General features: G+C 52.9%; 20 protein-coding genes and 1 tRNA gene. 10 read left to right on the top strand and 11 right to left on the bottom strand.

Translation table 11 applies throughout. The features are described from left to right. Positions 1-21: 21 nt before the first annotated feature. On the top strand, positions 22-1,422 hold the full coding sequence (locus P8N76_11115) for a hypothetical protein (GenBank protein ID MDG2382212.1): 1,401 nt from the start codon (positions 22-24) through the stop codon (positions 1,420-1,422). Positions 1,423-1,429: 7 nt separating this feature from the next. On the opposite strand, the gene P8N76_11110 is transcribed toward P8N76_11115, so the two are convergent. After that, entirely contained in the window at positions 1,430-2,188 is a 759-nt protein-coding gene (locus P8N76_11110) for a 3-oxoacyl-ACP reductase FabG (protein ID MDG2382211.1), read from the bottom strand. A 151-nt stretch (positions 2,189-2,339) separates the two neighbouring features. Further along, positions 2,340-2,663 carry a hypothetical protein gene (locus P8N76_11105; protein MDG2382210.1) on the bottom strand — a complete coding sequence of 108 codons (324 nt, stop codon included), beginning with the start codon at positions 2,661-2,663 and terminating at the stop codon, positions 2,340-2,342. Between the two features lie 266 nt (positions 2,664-2,929). On the opposite strand from P8N76_11105, the gene P8N76_11100 reads away from it, so the two are divergent. Next, positions 2,930-3,826: a hypothetical protein gene (locus P8N76_11100; GenBank protein ID MDG2382209.1), complete on the top strand. Its 897-nt coding sequence runs from the start codon at positions 2,930-2,932 to the stop codon at positions 3,824-3,826. A gap of 84 nt (positions 3,827-3,910) precedes the next feature. Here the strand turns inward: P8N76_11100 and P8N76_11095 are convergent, their stop codons facing one another. Continuing rightward, positions 3,911-4,054 carry a hypothetical protein gene (locus P8N76_11095; GenBank protein MDG2382208.1) on the bottom strand — a complete coding sequence of 48 codons (144 nt, stop codon included), beginning with the start codon at positions 4,052-4,054 and terminating at the stop codon, positions 3,911-3,913. A gap of 277 nt (positions 4,055-4,331) precedes the next feature. Between P8N76_11095 and P8N76_11090 the strand changes: the two genes are divergently transcribed. Together P8N76_11090 and P8N76_11085 are read left to right on the top strand one after the other, a co-directional pair. Then, positions 4,332-4,405, top strand: a tRNA-Asp gene (locus P8N76_11090). Positions 4,406-4,691: 286 nt separating this feature from the next. Beyond that, positions 4,692-5,171 carry a hypothetical protein gene (locus P8N76_11085; GenBank protein ID MDG2382207.1) on the top strand — a complete coding sequence of 160 codons (480 nt, stop codon included), beginning with the start codon at positions 4,692-4,694 and terminating at the stop codon, positions 5,169-5,171. A 5-nt stretch (positions 5,172-5,176) separates the two neighbouring features. Here the strand turns inward: P8N76_11085 and P8N76_11080 are convergent, their stop codons facing one another. The 6 genes from P8N76_11080 to P8N76_11055 form a co-directional block, all read right to left on the bottom strand. Beyond that, positions 5,177-6,280, bottom strand: coding sequence for a hypothetical protein (locus P8N76_11080; protein ID MDG2382206.1), 1,104 nt, complete (start codon positions 6,278-6,280; stop codon positions 5,177-5,179). A gap of 12 nt (positions 6,281-6,292) precedes the next feature. Beyond that, the gene (locus P8N76_11075) at positions 6,293-6,880 is read right to left on the bottom strand and encodes a DNA-3-methyladenine glycosylase I (GenBank protein ID MDG2382205.1); all 588 of its coding nucleotides are present in this window, start codon (positions 6,878-6,880) and stop codon (positions 6,293-6,295) included. An 11-nt stretch (positions 6,881-6,891) separates the two neighbouring features. Further along, positions 6,892-8,064 carry a GNAT family N-acetyltransferase gene (locus P8N76_11070; GenBank protein ID MDG2382204.1) on the bottom strand — a complete coding sequence of 391 codons (1,173 nt, stop codon included), beginning with the start codon at positions 8,062-8,064 and terminating at the stop codon, positions 6,892-6,894. Positions 8,065-8,234: 170 nt separating this feature from the next. Then, a complete protein-coding gene (gene kbl, locus P8N76_11065; GenBank protein MDG2382203.1) occupies positions 8,235-9,425 on the bottom strand; it encodes a glycine C-acetyltransferase in 1,191 nt (396 codons plus the stop codon). A gap of 22 nt (positions 9,426-9,447) precedes the next feature. Further along, complete coding sequence (gene tdh / locus P8N76_11060; GenBank protein MDG2382202.1) at positions 9,448-10,482, bottom strand: L-threonine 3-dehydrogenase; 1,035 nt, start codon at positions 10,480-10,482, stop codon at positions 9,448-9,450. A 113-nt stretch (positions 10,483-10,595) separates the two neighbouring features. Next, on the bottom strand, positions 10,596-13,577 hold the full coding sequence (locus P8N76_11055; GenBank protein MDG2382201.1) for a proline dehydrogenase family protein: 2,982 nt from the start codon (positions 13,575-13,577) through the stop codon (positions 10,596-10,598). Between the two features lie 151 nt (positions 13,578-13,728). Here P8N76_11055 and P8N76_11050 point away from each other — a divergent pair, with 151 nt between their 5' ends. The 6 genes from P8N76_11050 to P8N76_11025 all read left to right on the top strand — a co-directional run bounded on the left by P8N76_11050 (position 13,729) and on the right by P8N76_11025 (position 20,494). Next, complete coding sequence (locus tag P8N76_11050; GenBank protein ID MDG2382200.1) at positions 13,729-14,364, top strand: XRE family transcriptional regulator; 636 nt, start codon at positions 13,729-13,731, stop codon at positions 14,362-14,364. A gap of 237 nt (positions 14,365-14,601) precedes the next feature. Continuing rightward, positions 14,602-15,690, top strand: coding sequence for a hypothetical protein (locus tag P8N76_11045; GenBank protein ID MDG2382199.1), 1,089 nt, complete (start codon positions 14,602-14,604; stop codon positions 15,688-15,690). A 44-nt stretch (positions 15,691-15,734) separates the two neighbouring features. Beyond that, positions 15,735-16,880, top strand: coding sequence for a hypothetical protein (locus P8N76_11040; protein MDG2382198.1), 1,146 nt, complete (start codon positions 15,735-15,737; stop codon positions 16,878-16,880). Between the two features lie 105 nt (positions 16,881-16,985). Then, the gene (locus tag P8N76_11035; GenBank protein MDG2382197.1) at positions 16,986-18,242 is read left to right on the top strand and encodes a cysteine desulfurase-like protein; all 1,257 of its coding nucleotides are present in this window, start codon (positions 16,986-16,988) and stop codon (positions 18,240-18,242) included. Positions 18,243-18,257: 15 nt separating this feature from the next. Continuing rightward, positions 18,258-19,556: a hypothetical protein gene (locus tag P8N76_11030; GenBank protein ID MDG2382196.1), complete on the top strand. Its 1,299-nt coding sequence runs from the start codon at positions 18,258-18,260 to the stop codon at positions 19,554-19,556. A gap of 197 nt (positions 19,557-19,753) precedes the next feature. Continuing rightward, the gene (locus P8N76_11025) at positions 19,754-20,494 is read left to right on the top strand and encodes a glucosamine-6-phosphate deaminase (protein ID MDG2382195.1); all 741 of its coding nucleotides are present in this window, start codon (positions 19,754-19,756) and stop codon (positions 20,492-20,494) included. 17 nt (positions 20,495-20,511) lie between these two features. Here the strand turns inward: P8N76_11025 and P8N76_11020 are convergent, their stop codons facing one another. Continuing rightward, a complete protein-coding gene (locus tag P8N76_11020; GenBank protein ID MDG2382194.1) occupies positions 20,512-21,867 on the bottom strand; it encodes a J domain-containing protein in 1,356 nt (451 codons plus the stop codon). A 153-nt stretch (positions 21,868-22,020) separates the two neighbouring features. Next, positions 22,021-23,559, bottom strand: a complete 1,539-nt coding sequence (locus tag P8N76_11015; protein MDG2382193.1) for an arylsulfatase — start codon at positions 23,557-23,559, stop codon at positions 22,021-22,023. Positions 23,560-23,922 lie beyond the last annotated feature (363 nt).

The following is a 23,922-nucleotide window of genomic DNA, read 5'->3' as shown; positions in this document are numbered from 1 at the left end:
TATCCGCAAGAGGCTGAAATCATGCGATTCATGTTGTACCACCCCGCACGATGCGCAGTGGTCCTCGCCGTAAGCGCTGTCATGTTCTCCGTCGGTTGTCAAACCACGCGAAATGGTTTGGCGCGAGTTCCCGGCATGGGTTGGGTGGGAGCCAGCGAAGACGAATCGTTTTCTGGATGGGAAAGTGAAGCGGATTCGGCAGCTCTGCCCACACCTTCGTCGGGGGCTACCCCGCAAGTGGTTTCGACGGGCGAGCAAGTGAAGCCGAATTCCGAGGCAAGCGAGGCTTATCCTAGCACGGGTTACTCGTCACCGTATAGCGGTGAGTCGAGTAGTACGAGCGAAGAGAGTTACGCGGTCAGTTCGGAAAGCTCAACCGAAGGCTCTGTCGGTGGGACCCAGAAGGGTTTCTATGATGAGAACTACGCGGCCACGAATGACTCAGAATCGGTCGCCGATCAACGAGCGGCCGCTCAGCCTTACAGTTCAGAGCCTTACAGTTCAGAGCCTTACAGAGATTATGCAACGCCTTACGGTCGAGAGCCGGAACAAGGTGGCACCATTGCGGCTTCAGCGAATGCGGATTTCGAACAGATTGGGCGAGAAAACGCCGAAACGATCGCGGAGCCATACGCGATGGATCCTGTCGATGATTTAGGCGATGGGGACTCAGGTTTACGTGAAAACTACGGGCGTTTGAAAGACGGTGTGAATGCGCGGATTCGCGACGGTGCCACCGCGATTACGGATTCGGCCGATCGCTTCCAGGATGATGTGAATGGCTATACTCGCGAGAAAGTTCAGGATCTTCGCGACTCGGTCGAATCGGGTTACGAGAACCTGTCCGAGACGGCTAAAGACGGTTACGGCAACGCGATTGGTGCCGCACAGAATGCTGTCGGAAAGGTGTATGGTCGAGAAGATGAGACGCAGGTCCCCGGCGATTACTCGGGTGCACCGGTCGATTATGATTTGCCCACAACCGATTCGCCTAATCCTTATGATTCAGCGGGCCCGTATGCGGACGTATCAACCGATCGCGTAGGTGGATATCAGGGAGTTGACGGGGATGCCGTCCAGGATTCGATTGCTCCTGCTGGTCAGCCTGCGGCGACCTTGGTTCCGGACTATTCCCAGCCCGCATCGCGTGCTGCCCGACCCCGGCGGACTCCGCGTCCCTGGCGGCCAGGAAGCACTCAAGGTTATGGCAGCAGCTCGGAGAGCGACCAGAGTCGCAGGGAGACGCCACCGACGAGTTACTCAACTTCAGGTGGCGATTATGCTCCACCGCAGGCGGGTGTCGCACCCGCCTCTTATCCGCCGCAGGAACGCAATCTTGCTCCCAGTGGCGAAGCGAACTATCGGAACGACGGCTGGGAATCAGAAGCGGACTCGCGACGTCTCTCGCCTTCTTATCGGTAGCTTGCAATCACCAAGGGGTGTTGCCACCGTTCACACAGATCGTCTGGCCAGTGACGAAGGATGCTTCTTCACTAGAGTAGTAGACGATCGCGTAAGCGACATCTTCCGGCAAACCCCAGCGACCCATTGGGACGATTGCTAAATAGCCGTCCTTCATTTCTTGTGGGTCCGTTTCGTGTCGCTCGGTGGGGATCCAGCCGGGGGCGACCGTGTTAACCGTGATGCCGAAGGGAGCCAGTTCCGTTGCCATGCTGCGACTCCAACCAATTTGTCCACCTTTGGCTGCCACGTAAGCGCTGAATGGAGAGACGCTGCGGTGGAACACTTCGCTCGTAATGTTGACGATTCGTCCCCAGCCTTTTGCCTTCATGCTCGTGAGGGCTCGACGAGTAAGTAGATAGGGGCTCTTGATGAAGAAGTCGAGCATCTGCTGGTAGAATTCCCAATCGTATTCTTCGATAGGTTTCAACGGTTGATCGGGGGTGGCGTTGACGACCAGGATGTCGACCGGGCCTAACTTCGCTTCGATTTCGGTGAACATACGGTCGACGTCTGCTTCGTCGATTACGTTGGCCTTCACGAGGATGCACTCGACACCGGCCTCTTCGAGCTCCGCTAAGGTGGCATTCGCACGCTGGTCATTGTTGAAGTAGTTGACGGCAACCTTCGCACCCGCTTTTCCCAAAGCGAGAGCGGTTGCTTTTCCCAAGCCCGTCGAGCTACCGGTTACCAGAGCCACGTGCCCTTCTAATGAGAACATCGACATGAAAAACCTCCTAGTCGAATCGCGTCACCTGGCCAGCTTTGTAAATCGCTTTCCCACGTCGGCGATTCGCCTGGAAAGAATCAGGCCCGTTGGCCTCAGCGAATCGACGATCAATCGGCTGCTTATTTGCACTGTTGATTTCTAGATGTGACTACCAGCCCATCACCATATTGGACTCGATCACCTTGCGGGCTGCCGGTAGGTCAACGCCCGTTTCCTGCATGTACAGACGGATTGCGTGAACTTTATCACCGGCCGCTTTGGCCAAGCAGTCGCGAGCGACAGAACACGGATCGACTTCGTCAGCGATTCCCAAGGCTGCTTTCGAAATAACCCAGGTATCCCGCGGTCGCTTCGTCATCCGAATCACTTCGTCGCTCGGATAGGCGTCATTGACCACCTTTGTTGCGTCTGTTTCGCTGTCGGCCCACGTGATAATGATGTGGGCCGTTGTCTCAATTTCATATAACGGCATCGTCCAATCTCCAACGTCCTCAAAAGCGAGTTTTGCGACAACCGTCGGGTGGCATTGCGTCGCTGGTGCCAATGTAAGATGAGGCACAGATGCCCCGTAGGGTCAGTTGTCCGAAAGTGCTAGAGATTCTACCTGAGGTGGTGGGCTTGTCGATGCCACACTTCAGAAGTAGCTTACAAGTTTTCCGCTTGAGCGCGATTGTCGTACCTTTGACACACGTTGCGGATCTACCTCATTTATCTGGGTTAGGCTGAAGAAATACCGCGATGGACGACCCCAAGCAGATCGGTCCAACTGGCCTTCATCCCCCTTCCTCCGTGGAAAAACCGATGCGGTTTGGTGGCTGGATTGCCATCATTCTGTGCCTGTTGCTGGTTTTGGGCCCGCTTTTGGTGATGGGCTTTCCGCATGAAGTTGCCCGCTGGCTGCAGGCGGCTGCGAAAGAGTCGGTTCTGAATGAGGATCTCGAATCCGCGAGTAATTATCTCGATCAGGCAATCCAATGGGCTCCCGATCATTCCAGCTTGTACCTCCAACGGTCCGGGATTCGTCTGCAGCAAAACGATGTTTCTGGAAGTTTGGAGGATTGTGAACGCACGCTGCAGCTGAATGGGGCTGGATTTGTCGATGGTTTGATGCAGCGACTCTTGGTCTACCAGCGGATGGGCCAGCACGAACTGGCACTCGCCGATGCGGATCGAATGGTTGAAGAATCTACAAATGCCCTCGAGCGAGCCGTGGCTCTCAACACGCGGGCCTACGGACGGGCGCTGGCCAAACTTGAGCCTCAGAAGGGTTTGGACGACATCCAAGCCGCATTCGAGGCTTTGGGGACGGAGGACAATCCGGCTTTTTTGGACACACGTGGCTACTTGTTCTATCAGACTGGCAATTTTGAGCAGGCCTTGGTTGATATGGAACTCGCCCTACAAATGTCGGAAGACGACCGCTCCAACGCCGCCATGCAGCGGGAAACCTGGTTGGAGCAGGGAGGTGATGAACGGCTGCTCGTACGGCAGGAACGGCAGGTCGACGAAAGTCTGGCCGTGCTTTACCAACATCGAGCCTTGGTCTACGAGGCGCTTGGGCGGACGGAAGAGGCAAACGCGGACTTCAAGTTGGCCGAAGAGTATGGTTACAACCCCGAGCTGGGCATCTGGTAGGTAGCCCGCGGCGGCCCCCCAGTGTCTGAGGGCCAGTGTCTGAGGGCCAGTGTCTGCTTGCTGCCGGAGTTCGACTGTTGGCACCTAGTAGTCGTGTCGGGAGCCAAAACCGCGGAGGCAGAAAAAGCTCATCACAAACACGATGCAGGCCAGGATCATCCAATCATTCAGATCCATGCGATCGAGCATGATCGATGACTTACTTATAATTTGTTGAAAGCGGTCCATTTCAATAAGGCTCCGGCCGAAGCTGGCTTTATCGCAAGTCTAGTACATGGCCTGAGGAATGCGTGGTCTGCGTCCTTGGGGTAGGTTAGGTTGGTTTGACGCGCCGATGGAGGATGGGGCTCCGTTGCCGCTTAATTGCCGCTTGAGACGGCGAGTTGTCGTTTCCTGCCGGTCGTAACAATAAACCGAATTCGCACCGAAAACCGGCTCAGATTTCGCATTAGGCGACCTTGCGACTCGGCAAGCACGCGGTATAATTCGAGACTTCAATCCACCAGGGGCCGTAGCTCAATTGGTTAGAGTACCGGACTGTCGATCCGGTGGTTGCGGGTTCGAGTCCCGTCGGCCTCGCTGATGATGAATAAAAGCCGGTGATAAACCGGCTTTTTTCGTGCGCGGATGATTGCTCCGCTTTGTTTCGGACGATGTTGAGCGCTCCTTGGCGCTTGCCGACCGCGGTGGGAAGCTGCTCAGACCAGCTTACCGTTCGCTCGGGTTCTGAGGTTTTTTCTCCTGTCCTCTGGTTTTCGACGGTCCCAGCGGGAAAAACGAGCCAGTTTCTCCCGATTGCTTGGATAGATCGGGCTAGGATTCAGCTAAGCGTGCTTCATTTCCCGGACTTGGTAAACGGTTGACGATGTTTTCTTTGTTTTCTCAAAAAAACTTGCTTGGCGTTGAAAAACAGATCCACCGACTTTGCCAACTCATTAAGTCGGATCAGGCCACTACTTCCGATGCAAGGCTGGACGTGCGACACCGGCGGTGTGTCCCGGTTGTGATTCTTCCTTGGACGGCCAGGCGACCCGCTGTTGACTTGTTGATTTCTTGTTCGACTTATGATTTGGCCGATCAAGGAATCAGTCTGATTTCGCCACGAAAGCTGAAGGATTCGACGATTTTGATCGGCTTTTGGGGGGGCGATGGGTCGCTTGAGGAGCCTTGGTTTTTTCGGGCTGAGGTCAAATCGGTTGAACCCATCGAAGCTGGATTTTGGAGATATGGGACGCATGTCCATGAGTTTATGAACCAGCAACATCGAGAATTGGTTGTTCCACTCTTCCAAGACACGAAAGAGCGACTCAACTCGGACGAAGCGACCGTGCTATCTCCGGGGTAATCCGGTTAGGGAGAGCGATGGCGTCCGAGTCCGAATTGATCTCCCACCGCGACGGGATGCCCGTCCAACATGTCGATCTCTAACATTTTCTCGCTTTGGACCACACGACCCTTTTCGTCACTAAGTTTGGCGATGATTTTTCGTGACTCAACATCGATCACCTCGCCGGTGGATGGATAAGCCAAGTCGCCATGGATTGAAAAGGTCACCCATCCTGGTTGGTCTCGTACCGGGATACTGTCAATTTGCACCGGGGGCATTTGGGTGGCGTCAAAAACATGAATCTGACTGTTTGCTCCATCGGATAACCAGATCTGTTTTTCGTCAGGTGTCATGCCCACGCCATGACTCGGGCAGCCATGTCGTTTGATGGGACCTGTTGAGAAACCTTTGACTTCGACACGGTGCAACATTTTTCCGGTTTGCAGATCGCCAATTTCGAAGCCGAGCAAATCGTTGACATTCACAAAACACTGGGTTTGACTCCCATTGATTGTGAAGGGGCGAATGCTGTTGCTGAAAGGCCCTACCGTTTTGAGCACTTTGTGGCTGGAGCAGTCGGCGACGGTTAGTAAGGGGGAACGTAATCCGGCCAGGTAGGCTCGCTTGCCGTCGAGTCCGACAATTGTATTGTGAGCACCGGAGTGAGGTGAAATGCGTGTGATTTCTGCGCCGTCGCTTCCTCGGACTACTTTCCAGTGATTTCGTTCGAGTGTTGGCAGGTAGATAAATGATCCATTGGGGGAAATGGACATGCGATCACAGCCGCCTTCGTACTGTTTTTCCCAAAGCATTTCATCGGTTGTTAGGTCAAGGCAGATTAAGTGCCGCAGTGTGCTGAGATAGATCCGTTCGCTTTTTGCATTCGCGCAGATTCCTTTCACATTGAGCGGTTTCCCTTGCTCATCGAGTCCGCCGATCGGAATTCGTCTTAGGAATTGGTGGTGGTTGTCCATGTCGTAAACCAGAATGCCGTGGCCGCCGAATTCCAAGTAATTTCGAATGCCTGGAGAAGCCACGTACAGAAGGCGACGAGCCGAGTTTTCAGCTCGGGCAGGAAAAGTCAGGATAACGCTCAGGAGTAGCGAAATGATGATGGAGTTATGCATGATCAAATCTCGTTAGGCGAATTGTTGAATAATTTCCTGGTAGCGAAAACAATTTGATGAATGGTCGTTGACGAGTCCGGTTGCTTGCATGTGAGCATAGCAGATTGTTGACCCGACGAATTTGAATCCACGTCGTTTAAGTTCTTTGCTTAGCCGGTCCGACTCGCGAGTTGTTGTGGGGGAATCTTCAGATTCAGACCACTGATTCACGCGTGGTTTTCCTTCTACAAATTCCCACAAGAAGGTTGCGAAGGAGCCAAATTCATTTTGAACCTTCATGAATTGCTTTGCGTTGTTGATGGTCGCTTCGATTTTCAAGCGATGTCGCACGATTCCCGCATTTTGCATGAGCTTGGTGACCCGTCGTTCTGTGAAACTTGCTACCCGTTGCGGATCGAATTCGGAAAAGGCCGTGCGGTAATTCTCGCGTTTTTGCAAGATGGTGTACCAATTGAGTCCCGCTTGTGCTGATTCGAGGGTCAAAGATTCGAAGAGTTTTTGGTCGTTGTAAACCGGCACGCCCCATTCTTCGTCGTGGTAGGCGACGTAGTCAGGTTTCGAGAGATCGACCCACGGGCAACGAGTCTTTTTGTCGTTCATGATCGATCACTCTAGAACTTGTCCGGCATCCAGGGTTGGGGACCGGCAAACATGGTATTTGCGCGATGAATGGCAGCTGCTGGTCCGGTTAGTTTACCCATCTGCTGCAGCGTGGTAGCGTCAAAGAGACTGGAATATAGCGATGCCAAGCCACGAATGTCCATTTCTACTTCTCCATTGCCACCTCGCGTGATCTGTCCGCTCCCATCTTCCACTTGAAGACGGAAACGGCCATTGTTTTCGGCAATAAGTGGGTCAGACAGCGAAAAATCGAGGCTCGCTTTGACGTGAGGATTGTAACCTCGCAGTGTGAGCGCTCGAGTGACATGAATGATTCGCATCATCCAGCGTTCACTGAAAATTGGTTTGGTACGAGCTTCTTGAGTTGTTGCGATGAGAGGATCGAGCGATGCGCCGTAGAAGCGGATTTTTGGGAAGATGGGGCGGTGCCCATAGAGAAATGCCGCCAGACTTTGATACGAATCTCCAGTCAAGGCAGTCATGTCTCGGATGAAAAGGTAACGATCGTCAAAACGGTTCCCCATGTGTTGCTCAAAGATGATGTAACCGGATGGGGTTTGGCTTTCACCGATCAGATAACCTCGCATTGGATAAGCTGAGTTTATGGGCGTGATTAATCGATCCCACAGACCCGGCGTGCGGGTTACGTTTCCGTTTGTGAGTGCTGCTCGCTGATGGGCAAGGTTGTCGAAGTTGACAAGATCCAACTCAACCTGATTGAGTGGCAGCGGGAAATTTCGATGACCGATCTGTGACATGTCCATTTCGTATTGATTCCACGTTCCCGCTTGTTCAAAGCCGACATTTCGATAAGCGTGTTGCGTGGAAGCAAACAGCGTCGCCAAAGGGGTCCCGTCCTGGTAGAGTTCGTTCAATAACGAGGACATCATCAACCGTGAGATCCCTGTCGCCCGTTTTTCGGGAGGGACACACACCAATGCAATTCCCGCCATGGGAATGGCTTTGCCACCGAACCACTGGGCAAGCCGATAAATCGCAAGTCCGCCCACGACCGATGCTTTGTTACTGGCCACGCGCAGGTTGTTCCTGCCTACACGTTCGACGACTTTTTCGAATGCCGCCTCGGGGAAGCCGAATGTTTCTGCAGCAATTCGACCCAGGACAGATAGTTCGTCACCACTGGGTGGGTGAAATTCGATCATTCCATCAATCCCTGCAAACCTGGAGGGATTTCCTAATTTCAAGGTGCCAAGTTCGGCAGGTTCATGGCAATATCGATTCGTCCGCGTGGTGCACACCCGCCGAATAACGACAAATTACATTGTGGTGCGATTTGTGGTGGAGCTGCAAGATGGTATCCGGTTGAGTTTCGTCATAGATTCAGTTCTTGTTTTACCGCTCCGAAGGCAGTCAACGCTGCCTGGATGTCCTCTGACGTGTGTGCGGCTGACAATTGAGTGCGAATGCGAGCCTTGCCTTTGGGCACCACCGGAAACGAAAAGCTAGTCACATAGACACCGCGTTTGAGTAAACGATCTGCCATTTCTGCCGCGGTATGAGCATCGTACAGCATGATCGGGACAATTGGATGCTCGCCAGGTAATAGTTCGAAGCCGAGTTCAACCATGCCTTGCCGGAATGTTTGCGTATTGTTGGCTAGTCGTTGGCGTAAATCGTTGGATCGGGTTACCAATTCTAAGGCTTTGAGCGCGGCCGTTACGATTGGAGGAGCAACAGAATTCGAAAAGAGGTAGGGACGAGATCGCTGACGTAGCAACTCCACGAATTGACTGCGACCGCTGGTATAGCCACCGCTGGCTCCACCCATCGCTTTGCCCAAGGTGCCGGTCGTCAGGTCGATACGATCCATCACCTTACAATACTCGTGAGTGCCGCGGCCGCTTGCTCCCAAAAAACCCGTTGCATGGCAATCGTCAAAGTGAACAATCGCATTGAATTCGTCTGCTAGTTCGCAGATGCTGTCGAGGCGAGCAATGTAACCGTCCATCGAGAAAACGCCATCCGTCGTGATCAGCTTGTATCGGGCACCCTCAGCGTCGGCTTGCTGGAGCTGTTGCTTGAGGTTATCCATGTCTCGGTTCGCGTAGCGGTAACGCTTGGCCTTGCAGAGTCGCACGCCGTCGATGATGCTGGCATGATTCAATTGATCGGAGATGACGGCGTCCTCTGGCCCCAGCAATGTTTCGAATAATCCGCCGTTGGCATCGAAGCAGGACGGATACAAGATCGTGTCGTCGGTGCCAAGAAAGTCCGACAGGCCTTGTTCCAACGTTTTGTGAATCTCTTGGGTGCCACAGATGAAACGTACCGAGGACATGCCGAATCCCCAACGATCCAGCCCTTCGTGCGCGGCTTGCACGATTTCGGGATGATCGGACAGACCTAGGTAATTGTTCGCGCACAAATTGATGACGAAGGCGCCATCACCAACCTGGATTTGGTTGGCTTGCGACGAGAGAATGACGCGTTCATGTTTGTATAGTCCTGCTTCCCGTATGGAATGCAGTTGATCTTGAATTTCATCTTGGATCGAAGAAGTCATTGAAATTCCAATCTGAAGACGCTTAGCCCAGGTCTTGCCAGTGAAGGATTACCTTTCCCGACTGCCGACTTTGCATGGCGGCAAAGCCCTGTTCGAATTCGGTGTAATGCAAACGATGGGTGATCACCGGTGATATGTCCAAGCCACTTTGAAGCATAACGGTCATTTTGTACCAGGTTTCGTACATTTCACGACCATAAATGCCTTTGATTGTCAGCATGTTGAAAACAACTTGATGCCAATCGATTGCCATTTGCTCGGCTGGAATACCCAGCATCGCAATTTTTCCGCCGTGACAGGTGTTTGATAACATGTCACGAAACGCATCCGCGTTGCCAGACATTTCCAGGCCCACATCAAAGCCTTCCTGCATTCCCAGTTCGGCTTGCACGCTGGCCATCGTGGTTTGCCTCGCATCGATCGCACGTGTCACTCCCATTTGTTTGGCGAGCTCTAGTCGGAATGGATTGACATCGGTGACCACCACAAATCGAGCGCCCGCATGGCGTACCACCGCAGCTGCCATCAGCCCGATTGGGCCTGCACCGGTAATCAGTACGTCTTCCCCCAAAACATCAAAAGAAAGTGCCGTATGAACAGCATTTCCGAAGGGATCGAAAATCGATGCCACATCCAGGTCGATCGAAGGATCCTGATGCCAAACGTTCGTCATCGGCAATGAAAGTAATTCGGCAAAGGCCCCCGATCGATTGACGCCAATTCCTTGCGTGTCTGCACAGAGGTGGCGACGTCCAGCGAGGCAATTGCGACAGCGCCCGCAGACTACATGGCCTTCGCCGGAGACAATGTCTCCCGGGAAAAAGTCGTTGACGTTTGTCCCAACATCGACGACTTCACCAACGAATTCGTGTCCGACTACCATGGGGACAGGTACCGTTGCTTGCGCCCAAGTGTCCCACTCATAAATGTGCAAATCGGTTCCGCAGATTCCTGTTCGACCTACTTTGATCAAGACATCGTTGACGCCCATCTCAGGTTCGGGTACATCCTCCAGCCAAAGTCCTTCGGCTGCGTGTCGTTTGACGAGTGCTTTCATAAGATGACGTCGGCCGACGAGGTGCAAATCGTGTCAGTCGACATTGGAATCCTTCCAATCCGAGTTGAGTGATTTCCGCCACATTTTGGACTAGATAGCAGCTAGAGTCTAGGTCATACCAAGCCGGGTGCGAAACCCCGACGCATCGTGTTTTCACAACAAGCAATAGGATTGGCGAAATGTTTTAGGTACTCCTTACTACCTGCTTTGGTACCGGTCCCTGAATGGCCGAAGCCTCCGAACGGTTGTCGCCCCACCAAAGCGCCCGTGCAGCCACGATTTAAATACAAATTACCGACTCGGAACTGTTGCTTGGCCTGTTGAAGATGAGTGGGGGTCCGGCTAAAGACACCACCCGTCAGTCGATAGACGCTGTTATTGGCGATTGAAAGCGCCTCTTCGAAGTCGGCCGCTACCATGACCGCCAAGACGGGACCAAAGATCTCCTCTTGAGCGATGGTGTCGTCGGGTTGGACGGCGGAAAAAATATGAGGCCCAATGACCGGTTTGCCAATTTGTTCTGCTAATCCTGGTGGAGTGGGCATGCCCAATTCGAGCCGGTTTTCCTGTTTGGCGATTTGAATGAAGTCGCGAATGTTTTTCGCTGCCGCTTCGTCAATGACGGGCCCAAAATCGGTATTGGGGAGCCGTGGGTCGCCCACCGTCAAGGAGGAGGTCGCTTCAACCAGTCGGCGCAGGAAAGGTTCATAAGCGTCTTTGACGACGATCACCCGACTACAGGCCGAGCACTTTTGTCCAGAGTAACCGAATGCCGAATGTCGAACGGCGGATACGGCTTCGTCCAGGTCGGCGGTGGAGTCGATAATAATCGCGTTCTTTCCACCCATTTCACAAATCACCTTTTTCGCGTTAGGAATTTCTGGTGATAATTGCCCCGCAGCCTGTAGGATTTGAAAACCAACATCCCGACTGCCGGTAAAACCAATGAGATCGATCCGCGGGTCATGAGTTAGGTAGGCGCCGACACGACTGCCCGATCCTGGAATGAAATGCAGCGCGTCGCGAGGAACTCCGCTTTCCCAGAGTGCCTCGCAAAGTAAGGCCGCACTGCCAGGCGTTTGTCGTGACGGTTTGACGAGCGTGGGATTGCCAGTGACCAAGGAGGCGACCGTCATGCCGGTGCAAATTGCCAGCGGGAAATTCCAGGGACTGATGATGGCGGCGATCCCCGCCGAATGATAACGCTGTTCATTCAGTTCACCCAGGAAATCGCCCAATCGTTCGCCACGGAACAGCGGTACTGCTTCGCGTGCGTAGAATTCGCAGAAGTCGATTGCTTCACAAACCTCTGCGTCAGCCTCCTGCCACGTCTTCCCTGCCTCTTGGATGATGACGCCTGCCAGAAAATCACGACGTTGGCGAAACCAATCGGCGGTCGCCAACAAAGTTGCGGAACGTTCGAGAACGTCGCGCTCTGACCAATCGGATGTGTTGGCGACTCGAATCGCTTGATCAGCCTGTTCGACCGTTGCATCAAAACGAACTTCAGGGATCTTTGCTTCGTTGATCGCTGAGGCAAAAGCGGAACGCTGCTGCGCATCGGCAAAGTCACGGAAAGGTTCGGTGGAAAATGGTCGACCCGCATCGATTTCCGGAACGGACACCGATAGATGATGCCGCTTGCCAAAGTCCTGCGGCGAATTCTCAGCCTTGGTTTGTCGTGGAGCTTCCAGCAGCTTCTCATCGCTAACTTCATTTGAAAGAGAGCCTCGGAGCCATGACTCGTTCGACGTGTTTTCCAGCAAGCGACGAACAAGATAAGCCATTCCTGGAATCATCTCGCCAAGTGGCAAGTAGCTGCGAACTCGAGCCCCGCTCTCGATTAAGGCAGCACGCAGTTCGTCCGCCATCCCTTCCAGAAATTGGAATTCAATCGCATTCAGCGGCAAATTTAGCTCAGAAAGCAAAGCCTTCGCTCTTGCGATCGATCGCACATTGTGCGAGCCCAAGGCTAATTTGATTCCACCTTCGGAATTTGAGCGTGGAGTCGCCTGCAGGAATTGTTCTGTCATTCGCTCAAAGCAAGCGTCCGTATCGTTCTTTTCTGTCCATACCGGAATCGGCCAGCCCATTTCCTCAGCATGGATAACTTCGTAATCCCAATAGGCTCCTTTGATTAAGCGAACTGTGATTTGACGTTTGGTTGACTGAGCCCAACTGATTAGCTGGGCCGCATCGTCCGGCCCGCTGCGCAGGTAGGCCTGCACTGCAATGCTCGCTGGAAAATCGATGCGTTCGCAGCAGTGGCGGAAAAGAGCAAGCGTTAAATCCTTGAATGCAAATTGTTCCATGTCGAAGTTGATTAAGACGTTCCTCTTAGCTGCCAGCTCCAAAATCGGACGCAATGACTCAAAAAGACGTTCGATCGATCCGTGAAAGTCTGTCAACTGAAGCTGACTCGAAAGTGAACTTATCTTGAGAGATACGTTGGTGCGTGGAATCGGCCCTAAGTGATCCGACTCTAGAATCGGTTGCTCCCGCCACTTTTCCACCTGATCCGGCAAGTGATGAAGCAGGTCGAGATAACGTTGGCGGTATGCTTCAGCCTCTTCGTCACTTAGGCAAGCTTCCCCCAACAAGTCAACGCTGAAGCCCGTTTGTTCCTGCCAGAGACGCTCAAGTTTAGGTAAGGCTGACTCTGCATCGCAACCGGCAATGAAGTTTCCAGCCATCCGTTTGATGTTTGCGGTGATCGTCTTCGCCAACGCCCCTTTCACAAAACTTCCCGCTTTGAGCCCAACTCCCAGCCCCGGCGGAATCTGCACGCCCGGTTGGCTGAGATAATCTTGCAGCACGGAATGAATCTGGTGCGAATCACGAAGTGTGGGAAACGTGTCGACATACCGAAACATCTGTACTTTGAAGGCCGCGTCCTGCATTGCCCATTCCATTAGCTTGTTTGACCAGGTCCGATGACTCAAGACAGGTGCGCGTCGTTCGCGTGTCGACTTTAGCAGATCCAAGCCAATCGACTGGGTCCGCTCTTCCAAGGACGAGGAATCTAGGCGAGCAGCTGTCGCGTGGATAAAGGATGAGTCGGAAAACGTTGATTTCGCAGTGGAAGATCCGTGCATGATTACGCTCCTGTAGCCAAAGACTGCAGCGATTGGATTTCGGCGGGCGTCAATTCGACAGCCGATGACGGGCCGAACCCCAGGCTGCGTTTCCCCAAGGAAAGCGCTCCGAGGAATCGTAGTGAGCCCGGATCTTGGATGCAAGAATTCAATGCACTATAATGGAAGCATGATCGAGCAAACCGATAACGACCGGCCTTCTGTCTCCGACAAAACGGCCGATTCTGCGACCCTTCGTCTCTGCCAACGGGTCCGTGCGTTGCGGGCCTTACGAGCTTGGACACTTGAGCAACTTGCCCAGGCCTCCGGGGTAAGTCGCTCGATGTTGAGTCAGATTGAACGACAACAGGTCAATCCAACATTTCATGTGGCCTATCGAATTGCACAGGCCTTCGGGATGTCGCTGGGACAGTTAGTTGACGAGGAGCCGAAGGAGCCATCGATTGAGGTGATACGCGCGGAGGATCAGCATTATCATTTTCAGGAGGAGTCCGACCACAGCGTTCGCTCTCTCCATCCGGTGCATCTGGAAAAAGATGTCGAGTTTTACGAGGTTAAGTTGCGACCTGGAGCTATCTTGCCGAGTAGTTCGCATTTGACGGGCACTCGTGAGTTTTTGACCGTCCAAAAAGGCAGGATTCAGGTGCGTGCGGGAACGGAAGAGGCGGTCTTGGACGCCGGTGATTTGGCTCGATACACGGCCGACGTGGATCATGTCATTGAAAATGTAGGACGTGGTGAAGCGACGGCATTCTTGGTTGCGATCTATCGACCCGGTGGGCCATGACCATCCGCCAGGAGTTGTTTTTTCCATATTTCCGTGCATTATCTGACTTTTAGGAATCCAGTCGGTTCTGCAGAGAAAAAGTAAATTTGATCTCTGCCTCACGTTATTGAGACCAAGATGACGCTCTCTATGGATTCTAATTTGGTAGAGTTGATTGCCGGCACTAATGGGTGATAATAGCGGTCCTCGCTGTTGTTCGTGGGGCTATTCAATCATTGCTAAAGAGGGACGATAGAAATGTCTGGAACGATTTCTAAAACGGTGGCTGTGGTCGCCATGCTTGCTGGGTCGATCAGCGCGGCGGACTATGGTCTAAAACAAGGTGATGCAGATCTTCAATCAGCCGGAGCGCTCGCCTTTGGTCCCGATGGGATACTGTTTGTAGGTGACAGCAAAGGGGCTGCCGTATTTGCCTTTGAGACGGGGGAAAGCCAGCAGAAATCTATCAAGCAAATATTTGAAATACCTGGAATTGGCAAGGAGATCGCGGCAGTATTGGGAACGACTGCCGATGACGTTTTGATTAACGATCTGGCGGTCAGTCCCGGCGGCAACATTTACCTATCTGTTTCCCGCGGTCGCGGCCCCGATGCGGATCCTGTTATTTTAAAGACCGACGCAACGGGGACTTTTTCAGAGCTCTCCTTCAAGAATGTCAAGTTTGCGAAAGCCCAACTCCCCAATGCGCCCGCACCGGGTGGGAAAGGGCGTCGGAATCGACGTGCCCAGGCGATTACGGATCTCGCTTTTGTCGACGATCAGTTGTTCATTGCCGGTCTTTCGAATGAAGAGTTTGCATCCAACTTGCGTTCGGTGCCATTTCCGTTTCGCGAAGTTGCCGATGGGACAAGCGTCGAGATTTATCACGCAGCCCACGGCAATTTTGAAACACGTTCTCCAGTACGGACGTTTGTTCCATTCAATATCGATGATCAACCGCATCTATTGGCGGCCTACACTTGCACTCCGTTGGTTAAATTTCCCGTTTCGGCATTGAACGGTGGTCAGAAGGTGCGAGGCGTCACGATCGCTGAATTAGGCAATCGTAATCGGCCTTTGGACATGATCGTCTACGAAAAAGATGGGAAGCGTTACTTGTTGATTGCTAACAGCAGTCGAGGCATCATGAAAGTCTCGACCGATACGGTGGCTAACCAAGCCTCGCTCGATCAACCGGTTCGAGGGGGTGGGACCGCTGGTGTTCCCTATGAAACCATCAAGGGTTTGAGCGGCGTTGTGCAGTTGGACCGCATGAATGACAAGCAGGGGGTGTTGCTCGTTGAGTCAGACAAGGGGCTCAGCTTAGAAACCTTTACGCTTCCGTGATGGAAAATCATCTGCTTAGCCGGAGGGTATCGCCCGAGGTCTTTGTGAGTCAAAGCAAAGCTCCTCGGTGCGTCGTTTGGCTGTTGGTCATCGGTTGGCTTAGCGGGGCTTCCGCCGAAGCTGTTTCAGCTCCGGCGGAAGGCTTGTCCGTTGATGAGAACTGGAGATTTGTTTCTGCAGGGCCGCTGTCCGGTGACTGCTGGGCGGAACTCGAGGCAAATCTTGCCCAGAACGCACCTCGTTTCTTACGAGTTCGGGTGCAAGTTACCGAACGGGTGACTCCGATGTTGGGGGACTACCGACGTGTGGGAAACTCGTTGAGTTTTGTGCCCCGCTTTCCATTTCGGCCGAATGTTCGTTACGTCGCAGAGTTTGATCCTCGGGGGATGTTGGGTCAATCGATCGACGAGGCAGTGCAGCTCGAATTTCATCGACAAGTCTCCAAGCCATTGGAGCGTCATCGGGTAGAACAGGTTTTTCCCACCGCGAATCGATTACCCGAAAATCTATTGAAATTCTATCTTCATTTTTCGGGGCCGATGAGTCGTGGTGAAGCTTACCGTCGCGTTCGCCTTATCGATCAGCGCGGCGGGGTGATCGCTCTGCCCTTTTTGGAGCTCGGCGAGGAACTATGGGATCCGGATGGCAAGCGTTTGACGTTGTTGTTCGACCCCGGGCGAATCAAACGAGGGCTCAAGCCCCGCGAACAAGAGGGGCAAGTTCTCGAGGCGGGAAATCGTTACACGCTCCAGATCGATGAGGCTTGGCCAGATGCCAACGGAATGCCTTTGAGGGAAGGTTTTCAAAGGCAGTTTTCGGTTGGGCCAGCCGACTACAAGCAGCCGGATTCTCTCGATTGGATCCTGCAAATCCCCGCAGTCGGGTCGCGAGATTTGTTGCTGGTCACTTTCCCTGAGCCACTGGATCACGCCATGCTGCAGCGCGTGATGAGAGTGGTCGGTGCCAACGGGCTGCCGGTGGTTGGCCAAGTTGCGGTAAAAAACGCCGAGACGCAATGGCAATTTCGACCGAAGCATCGTTGGCGGGCAGGCGATTATCGCCTGCGATTTGACAAGGTTTTGGAAGACGTTGCAGGCAATAGCATCGGTAGGCCTTTTGAGCTGTTGCAAGGAACGGTACCTAAGAAAGTACGCTTGGAACGAAGCTTTTCGATCTCTCCAGCCAATTAGCAATGATTGCCAGGCCGTTTGTGGTCCTGTTCTCGTTCTGCACTCAACGGTAAGATGCTCGTTCCCTGTCCGGAGTTTATTGATCCTGTCCGGAGTTTATCGAAGATGAAGTTAACAGCTGAGATCGTCGAGCATTGTCGTGGACAATTTCCAAGCTTGTCGCGTCAGGTAGGTGATCGGTCTGCCATTTATTTTGACGGCCCCGCCGGAACTCAAGTGCCTGAATGCGTAATCGATGCGATTCGGGAGTACCTCTGTCGTTGTAATGCAAATCACGGGGGGTTGTTTGCAACCAGCATCGAAAGCGATCGTTGGTTGGACGAAATCCATCGAGCGGTTGCCGATTTTCTTGGCGCCAACGATCCAGATGAGGTGGCCTTTGGTGCAAACATGACGAGTTTGACGATGGCCGTTTCACGGGCACTCGCCAAGACATGGCAGCCGGGTGACGAAGTGGTGGTAACTCGACTTGAACACGATGCGAATTTTAGTCCTTGGGTGCTTGCTGCTCAGGATGCGGGCGCAACGGTGAGATATGTCAATATTCATCCTGAAGATTGCACACTCGACTTGGATGACTTTCGGGGGAAAATCAACACCAAGACGCGGCTCGTGGCGGTGGGATGTGCCTCGAACGCGTCAGGAACCGTTAATCCCGTGCAGCAGATTTGTCGCTGGGCCCGTGAAGTTGGTGCAATCAGTTTCTTGGATGCTGTCCACTATGCACCTCACCAACTGATTGACATCGATGAATTCGGTTGCGACTTGCTTGTCTGCAGTGCCTACAAGTTTTTTGGTCCACACGTGGGCATCATGTGGGGACGACGCCAACTACTGGAACAACTGCAACCTTATAAGCTCCGTCCGGCAACGGACGAACTTCCCGGTCGGTGGATGACTGGCACGCAAAACCACGAGTGTCTGGCGGCAACGAAAGGGGCGATCGATTATTTAGAAACGCTGGGGCAAACCGTGGCGGAAAGTACTCCGCCGGATCGAAGACACGCATTGCGGACAGCTTTTCAAGCCATTCGCCAATATGAAAATGGTCTGGCAGAAAAACTCTTGGATGGACTGCAGCAAATTGAAGGGGTCAAAGTTTGGGGGATCACTGCCAAAGATCGAATGTCAGAACGGTTTTCTACCGTTTCGTTCACGCATCCTCAATTCACTTCAACACAAATTGCCAAGCGACTCGGTGAGGCCGGCATTTTTGTCTGGCATGGGAATTTCTATGCTCTGCCCCTGTCGGAAGCATTGGGGCTGGAGCCGGACGGCATGGTGAGAATCGGATTGGTGCATTACAACACGGCTGAGGAAGTACAATCTTTCTTGGATGCGTTGCGGGATATCGTTTCGTGACTCACGCAGACCCGCATGATGGCTGAAAACGACCCACTCGTAGCTCAAGAAAGGTCACGCGTTGAGTTGTTGAAACGCGCGATTTGTCTGTTCACCGTCGCTTTGTTGTTTAGTACCTGGAGACTGTGGATTCCACAGCCGACGTTTCCTCAGGTACCGCTTTTTCAAGGGCTGGTCGATCTGCCTTGGTGGATAGACCAAATCCTTCTCTCCCTGCTGGTTCCAATGCTGATCCTCGTGGGTATCATTCGGATCTCGCCTCGCCTTACAGCCGTGTGCCTGCTGCTGATTGTTGTTTTGCTCACGACGCTCATGGTCTTGAATCAACATCGTATTCAACCGTGGGCTTATCTTGCGCTCCTCGTTTTGGCGACGATTGCCTGTTGCACGTCCCATCAGATTGTGATTTGGTTGCGCGCGTTATTCATCAGCGTTTATTTGTTTTCTGCTTTGAGTAAATTCGATTACCTCTTTTTGACCACAATCGGACAACAACTTTTGTCGGCAGGTCTGGAATTATTGGGCATCTCCCTTTCCGAGTGGTCGGAACGAGCGAGAATTGGGTTTGCCTTACTCCTTCCAGCGGGTGAGTTGTTGACTGCAGTCTGTTTGGTTTTTCCCCGTACGCGCCGTCTGGGCGTGATCATGGCCATATGCTTGCATCTGACTCTTATGCTGATTCTCGGCCCCTGGGGCATGCAACAAAAAACAGCTGTCTTGATCTGGAATCTGCAGTTTTGCATCTTGATTCCTGTGGTCTTTTGGCCGTTTTACAATGTTTCAGCGGATGCAAAAGTGGCGGAGATTCAAGTGACCAGACGACGTTTTGTTGCGTCGGTGGGAGCACGCCTGCTGCTCTGCTTGGCGATTTGTTTGCCCGTCGTTGAGGGCTTTGGCTTTTGGGATTCCTGGGTGTCATGGGGATTGTATTCAACTCGCACTGCGCGAGTTGAACTCTATTTTCAGGAGGACCTGGCGAAGCGATTGCCTGCGGAACTGCAGCCTTATTTGAGCGAAGGCACCTACCAGGGCTATTTGAAAAAGTTTTACATCGACCGTTGGTCGTTGGCAGCATTGAACGCCCCCATCTATCCCTCGGATCGATTTGGTACGGGAACAGTCTTGGCCCTCCTCGATCAGCTTCAAATTTCCGACGGCGTCTTGATGGTTCACTCATCGATTCCTGCGCGTCGGACGGGAAGCCGCAAACAGGACCGCATTCGAGCAGTTGACGTGATGATGAGATTGCCCACTGTGTATCGGCTCAACGCGAAGCCGCGTCAGGGGTTTCTGCTGTCTTCTGATCGACAGTGAAAGCTAACGAGTGAATTGATGGCGGACGATTCAACTGAAGGCGATAAAACGATAGCAGCTGTTTGGGATTATTAGCTCCGGAAACTGAAAGTGTCATTGTTGTCGACAATGGAATCCCGTTAGATCTTATCTCTAGGTGACTTTCAAGGAACCGTCTGTCTGGCTATGATGTCGGAATTAATTCGGAGATCCAGATCATGAATATCGTCATACGTGAAGACAAAGAAGCAATGGGGCTGCAGGCCGCCGTCGATGGTGCTGAGCACATTCGTAATGCGATCCAAGACAAGGGCGCAGCGACGATCATCGTCGCGACCGGCGCATCTCAGTTTACGATGCTCGATAACCTGATTCGCCAGCCCGACATTGATTGGTCCGTCGTGACCGGTTTCCATCTCGACGAGTATCTCGGGTTGCCGATTTCTCATCCAGCTTCGTTTCGTAAATATCTGAAAGAACGATTCGTTGACCACCTTCCGCTCAAGGCATTTCATTATATTGATGGAGAAGTGCAGCCGATCGCGACTGAATGCGACCGTTTGTCTGCAGCGATTCAACAGCACGATGTTGACGTCGCCTTTGTGGGAATCGGCGAAAATGGCCATCTTGCTTTTAATGACCCTCCCGCCGACTTTGACACGCAAGTTCCCTATTTAGTGGTTGATCTGGATGATGCCTGCCGGGAGCAGCAGCTAGGCGAGGGGTGGTTTCCAACATTCGAAGATGTGCCGAAACAAGCCGTCAGTATGTCCGTACAGCAGATTCTGAAATCGCAGGCGATTGTTTGCACGGTGCCCGATCAACGTAAGGCTCGGGCTGTTGCCGATTCAGCCGAAGGCACGGTTACACCTCAGGTGCCTGCATCGATACTTCAACGTCACGAGCGGACGACGCTTTACTTAGATCGTCTCGCTGCTTCGCTGCTGAGCAATTCCTAAAACTGGCCAGCTTTGTGCTAGAGACGGCCGGCAGAGTGATTTTTCGCTTCCGGTTGTGCCCGTGAGGGATTGAATGGCTGGTAGGGCAGATGCTTGTTTTCGATCGGGCCATATCGGGTCGCGCCAGGTCGTCCTGGTTGAAGGCCACTGCTAATCGGTAGGCCGGCAGGCGTTGGGGGGACTGCCACGCTTGTTGGCGGGACTACCGAAAAAGACAGAGGACGCGACCAACTTGGAATATGTGCCTCCTGGGTGGCTCGATACCCGGGAAATCCCCTTGGCAGTCGAAGTGAAGTGGAAGGCGTTCCACTCAACTCCGCGCCCGGACGAATCAACGGGCCTTTGCCTGGCATGAGAACACCTGAACTGGAGCCACCTTGGGCTGTCGGCGGCAACTGCATTTGCAGTGGTGGCAGGCGTTCGAAGGTCGGTGGTCCGATCAACGCTGCGGGTTCCCGCATTTCTGGTAAGGGTGTATCTATCAGTTGTTGAAACGTTGATCCTAAATCATTCAGCAGCAAACGCTGTTGTTCGACATAATCGGGCAGCAAGGCGACCTGGGCTTTGGGAACGATTATTGATCCGGTTACCCCAAAGTCTGGAATCAAGACGGTATGGGATTCGTCTTGAGGTAGGAGTAAAAAGGGGGAGTTTTCGGGGTGTAATTGGAACAGGAATTCGTGGGTGTGAAGCTCTCTGTCGCTGGACGGCATCTGTGCGGCGTTAGTTTCTGTATCGTGGCGGTGGGAAGCAGATAGTTGCTTATCCCGGGGGGATGACCCGGAGGGGAGTTGCACGGCTTGCCCAAGCTCGTGATGGGGAGGATATCGATCTTCCTGAGGAACAATCGGCACTGACAAGTGGGGGGAGGGATGAATCCCGGATGTTTTTCCGGTCAACCGATGACCCGCGGATGGTGTGGACGTTGGAGGTTGAGTCAGGGCAAAGTAAGAGATCGATGCCATGACGATTCCTGTGCAAAGCGTTGCGAGAATCAAGCGTTTTCGTTTCGGCTGCGCCGGTTGTAAGTTGAAGGAAAACGGTATCGCCGTTTCGGGATGACGGCGACGGCTGCTGCTGTGAAATCGGTTGGGGCCAGATGCCTGGTAAGCTTCGGGCACGATGGTCGATTTGTTTCCTGTCTGTTCTTGTGCTAGCGGGAACAAGCCGGGATTGTCGTCATAGGCCGCGCGGCGAATTGGATCACTCAAAACTTCATAAGCTCGGCGGACATGCTTGAATTGTTCGTCTGCACCGGAGTGATTTCGATTGAGATCAGGGTGGTGCTGATGAGCAAGATTCAAAAACGCATCACGAATCTCGCGACGAGATGCGCTGCGTTCGACTCCCAGAATCTCATAGAACGAATTCATCAGTGCGTTGATTGCTCGGAACGAGAAAGGTGCTTTTCCCGAATGGGAGAGGGTTGCGATACTTCTAAGCTAAATAAGCCGACAGTCAGTCGTCAAGTAAACTTCTGCTCCCCTCTCGAGAAACCTGTCTGTTTGTCGCGTGTGAGGGGGGCGCTAACGGTCATTTCCGATGATTTCCAGGCATTGTTGCTCAAGCCTGCTGGAAATTGACGGGTGTTGTTCGATCACATTTATTGATTCTCCCAGATCATCACTCAGATTAAACAATTGGTAGGGCTTCTTGAACGATTTTCCTGCTGGACGTTCACGCCCACCCGAGCCATTGCCCAAGACGAGTTTCCATTGACCTGCGCGAATAGCGAACATGCCGGCCGCTGAGTGGTTAATGACTGGCGGTCGATTATGCGTGGCGTCACCTTTGAGAAGTGGGAAAAAGCTGTAGCTGTCCTGAGCCATTACCGGTTGCGTAACGCCGGTGATTTCGGCAAAGGTAGCCAATAAGTCGACTAAGCAAATGGTTTGATCGCAAGTGGTTTGTTCCGCGATATTGCCTGGCCAGCGTGCGAAAAATGGCACTCGATGACCGGCTTCCCAAACGTCAGCTTTCGTGCCTCGAAGGGCGCCGTTCGCTGTGTGGTGTTCAGGTCGATAAGCTTGCACGTCGGAACTTTCAACGTGATCGGGTTGGGCGTCGCGTCGAGCCATGAATGAACCATTGTCGCTGCTGTAAATTACGAGAGTATTCTTATCCACATTTGCTTCTTGCAACGCTCGCATTACGCGTCCCACGGTGTCATCGACCTGTACAACAAAATCACCGTACGGACCCAGTTGCGTTTTACCTTCGAATCGGGGATGCGGCAAAACGGGTTTGTGTGGCGCCGTCAGTGGGAAATAAAGAAAGAAAGGCTTGTCGGTTGCTGCCTGATCTTTGATGAATTCTACCGACCGGTCGGTCAGATCGTCCAGGCATTCGTGCATGATCAATTTCTCGGATCGTGGTCCTTTACGAAGGAATGCTGGGAATTTTTGTGCTGTTTGTAAAGTGGTCGCTGCTTCTGTGACCTTGCCGTCTTCAAGATACACGTAGGGGGGGAAATCCAAAGATGCCGGAATGATGTAGGAATAGTCGAAACCCAAGTTGTTGGGGCCATGCGTCAGCGGTCGTGTAAAGTCCATTTCTTCACTTGGTTGCGGACGTACAAAGCCAAGTCCAAGATGCCATTTGCCGATGATTCCCGTCACATAGTCTTGCTTCTTCAACATGGATGCAATCGTCGGCCGATGCGATTCAATTAAGGGTGCGGAGTATCCGTTGAGAACTCCTCGCTTCAGCTTTGAACGCCAACAATATCTACCTGTCAGAATTGCGTAGCGGGTTGGTGTGCACACGGCCGATGGTGAGTGGGCATCGGTGAATGTCATTCCCGATTTGGCCAACGCATTCAGGTTGGGTGTCGGGACCGATGAATGAGGATTGAGTGCCTGGACATCTCCGTAGCCCATGTCGTCAGCCAAGAGGATAACAATATTCGGTGTTGAAAATTGTTCGGCGGCAAGCGATTCTGCCGTCGGAAGCGGTAAGATGAGAACGGCAGCAACAGCAAGAAATCCTGGCCTGAATCGGTGTTGTCGGTCACTTGAGGGGATGAGGTGGCGAGTGGTGGATGGGATAGCAAGCGGCTGAAGCATGCCTATGTCCTTAGGTGCAGAATTGATGACGAAGGGTTTCGGTTTCTTTCTGAGTGTGATTGTTTAACGAGCGGCTTGGGTCAACCCGGCGCCAGAAATCAATTTTCAATTCTACTCTTTTTGGGCCGTGTGGACTGCCAATTGCCAGTGTGCTTGATCTTGTTGCACGGGAAGCGTCTTTGATATCGACAGAGAAGCGGAAAGAGAGGTGATTCTTATCTCAGACGCATCAGGGTTGATGTTTTGAGGAAATCAGCAGTTTAAGTCCACGGATGCGTCAATCAGTCGCCTTTCGAACAAGATTAATTGTGTCTCGATGATTTGGATGTTGGAATTGCAAGTTGGGGCAGAACGGTCTTCGGA

It is taken from the genome of Pirellulaceae bacterium (assembly GCA_029243025.1).
Lineage (GTDB): Bacteria > Planctomycetota > Planctomycetia > Pirellulales > Pirellulaceae.
Note: the sequence above shows the minus strand (reverse complement) of the source record. Positions and strands in the feature narration are given on the sequence as shown.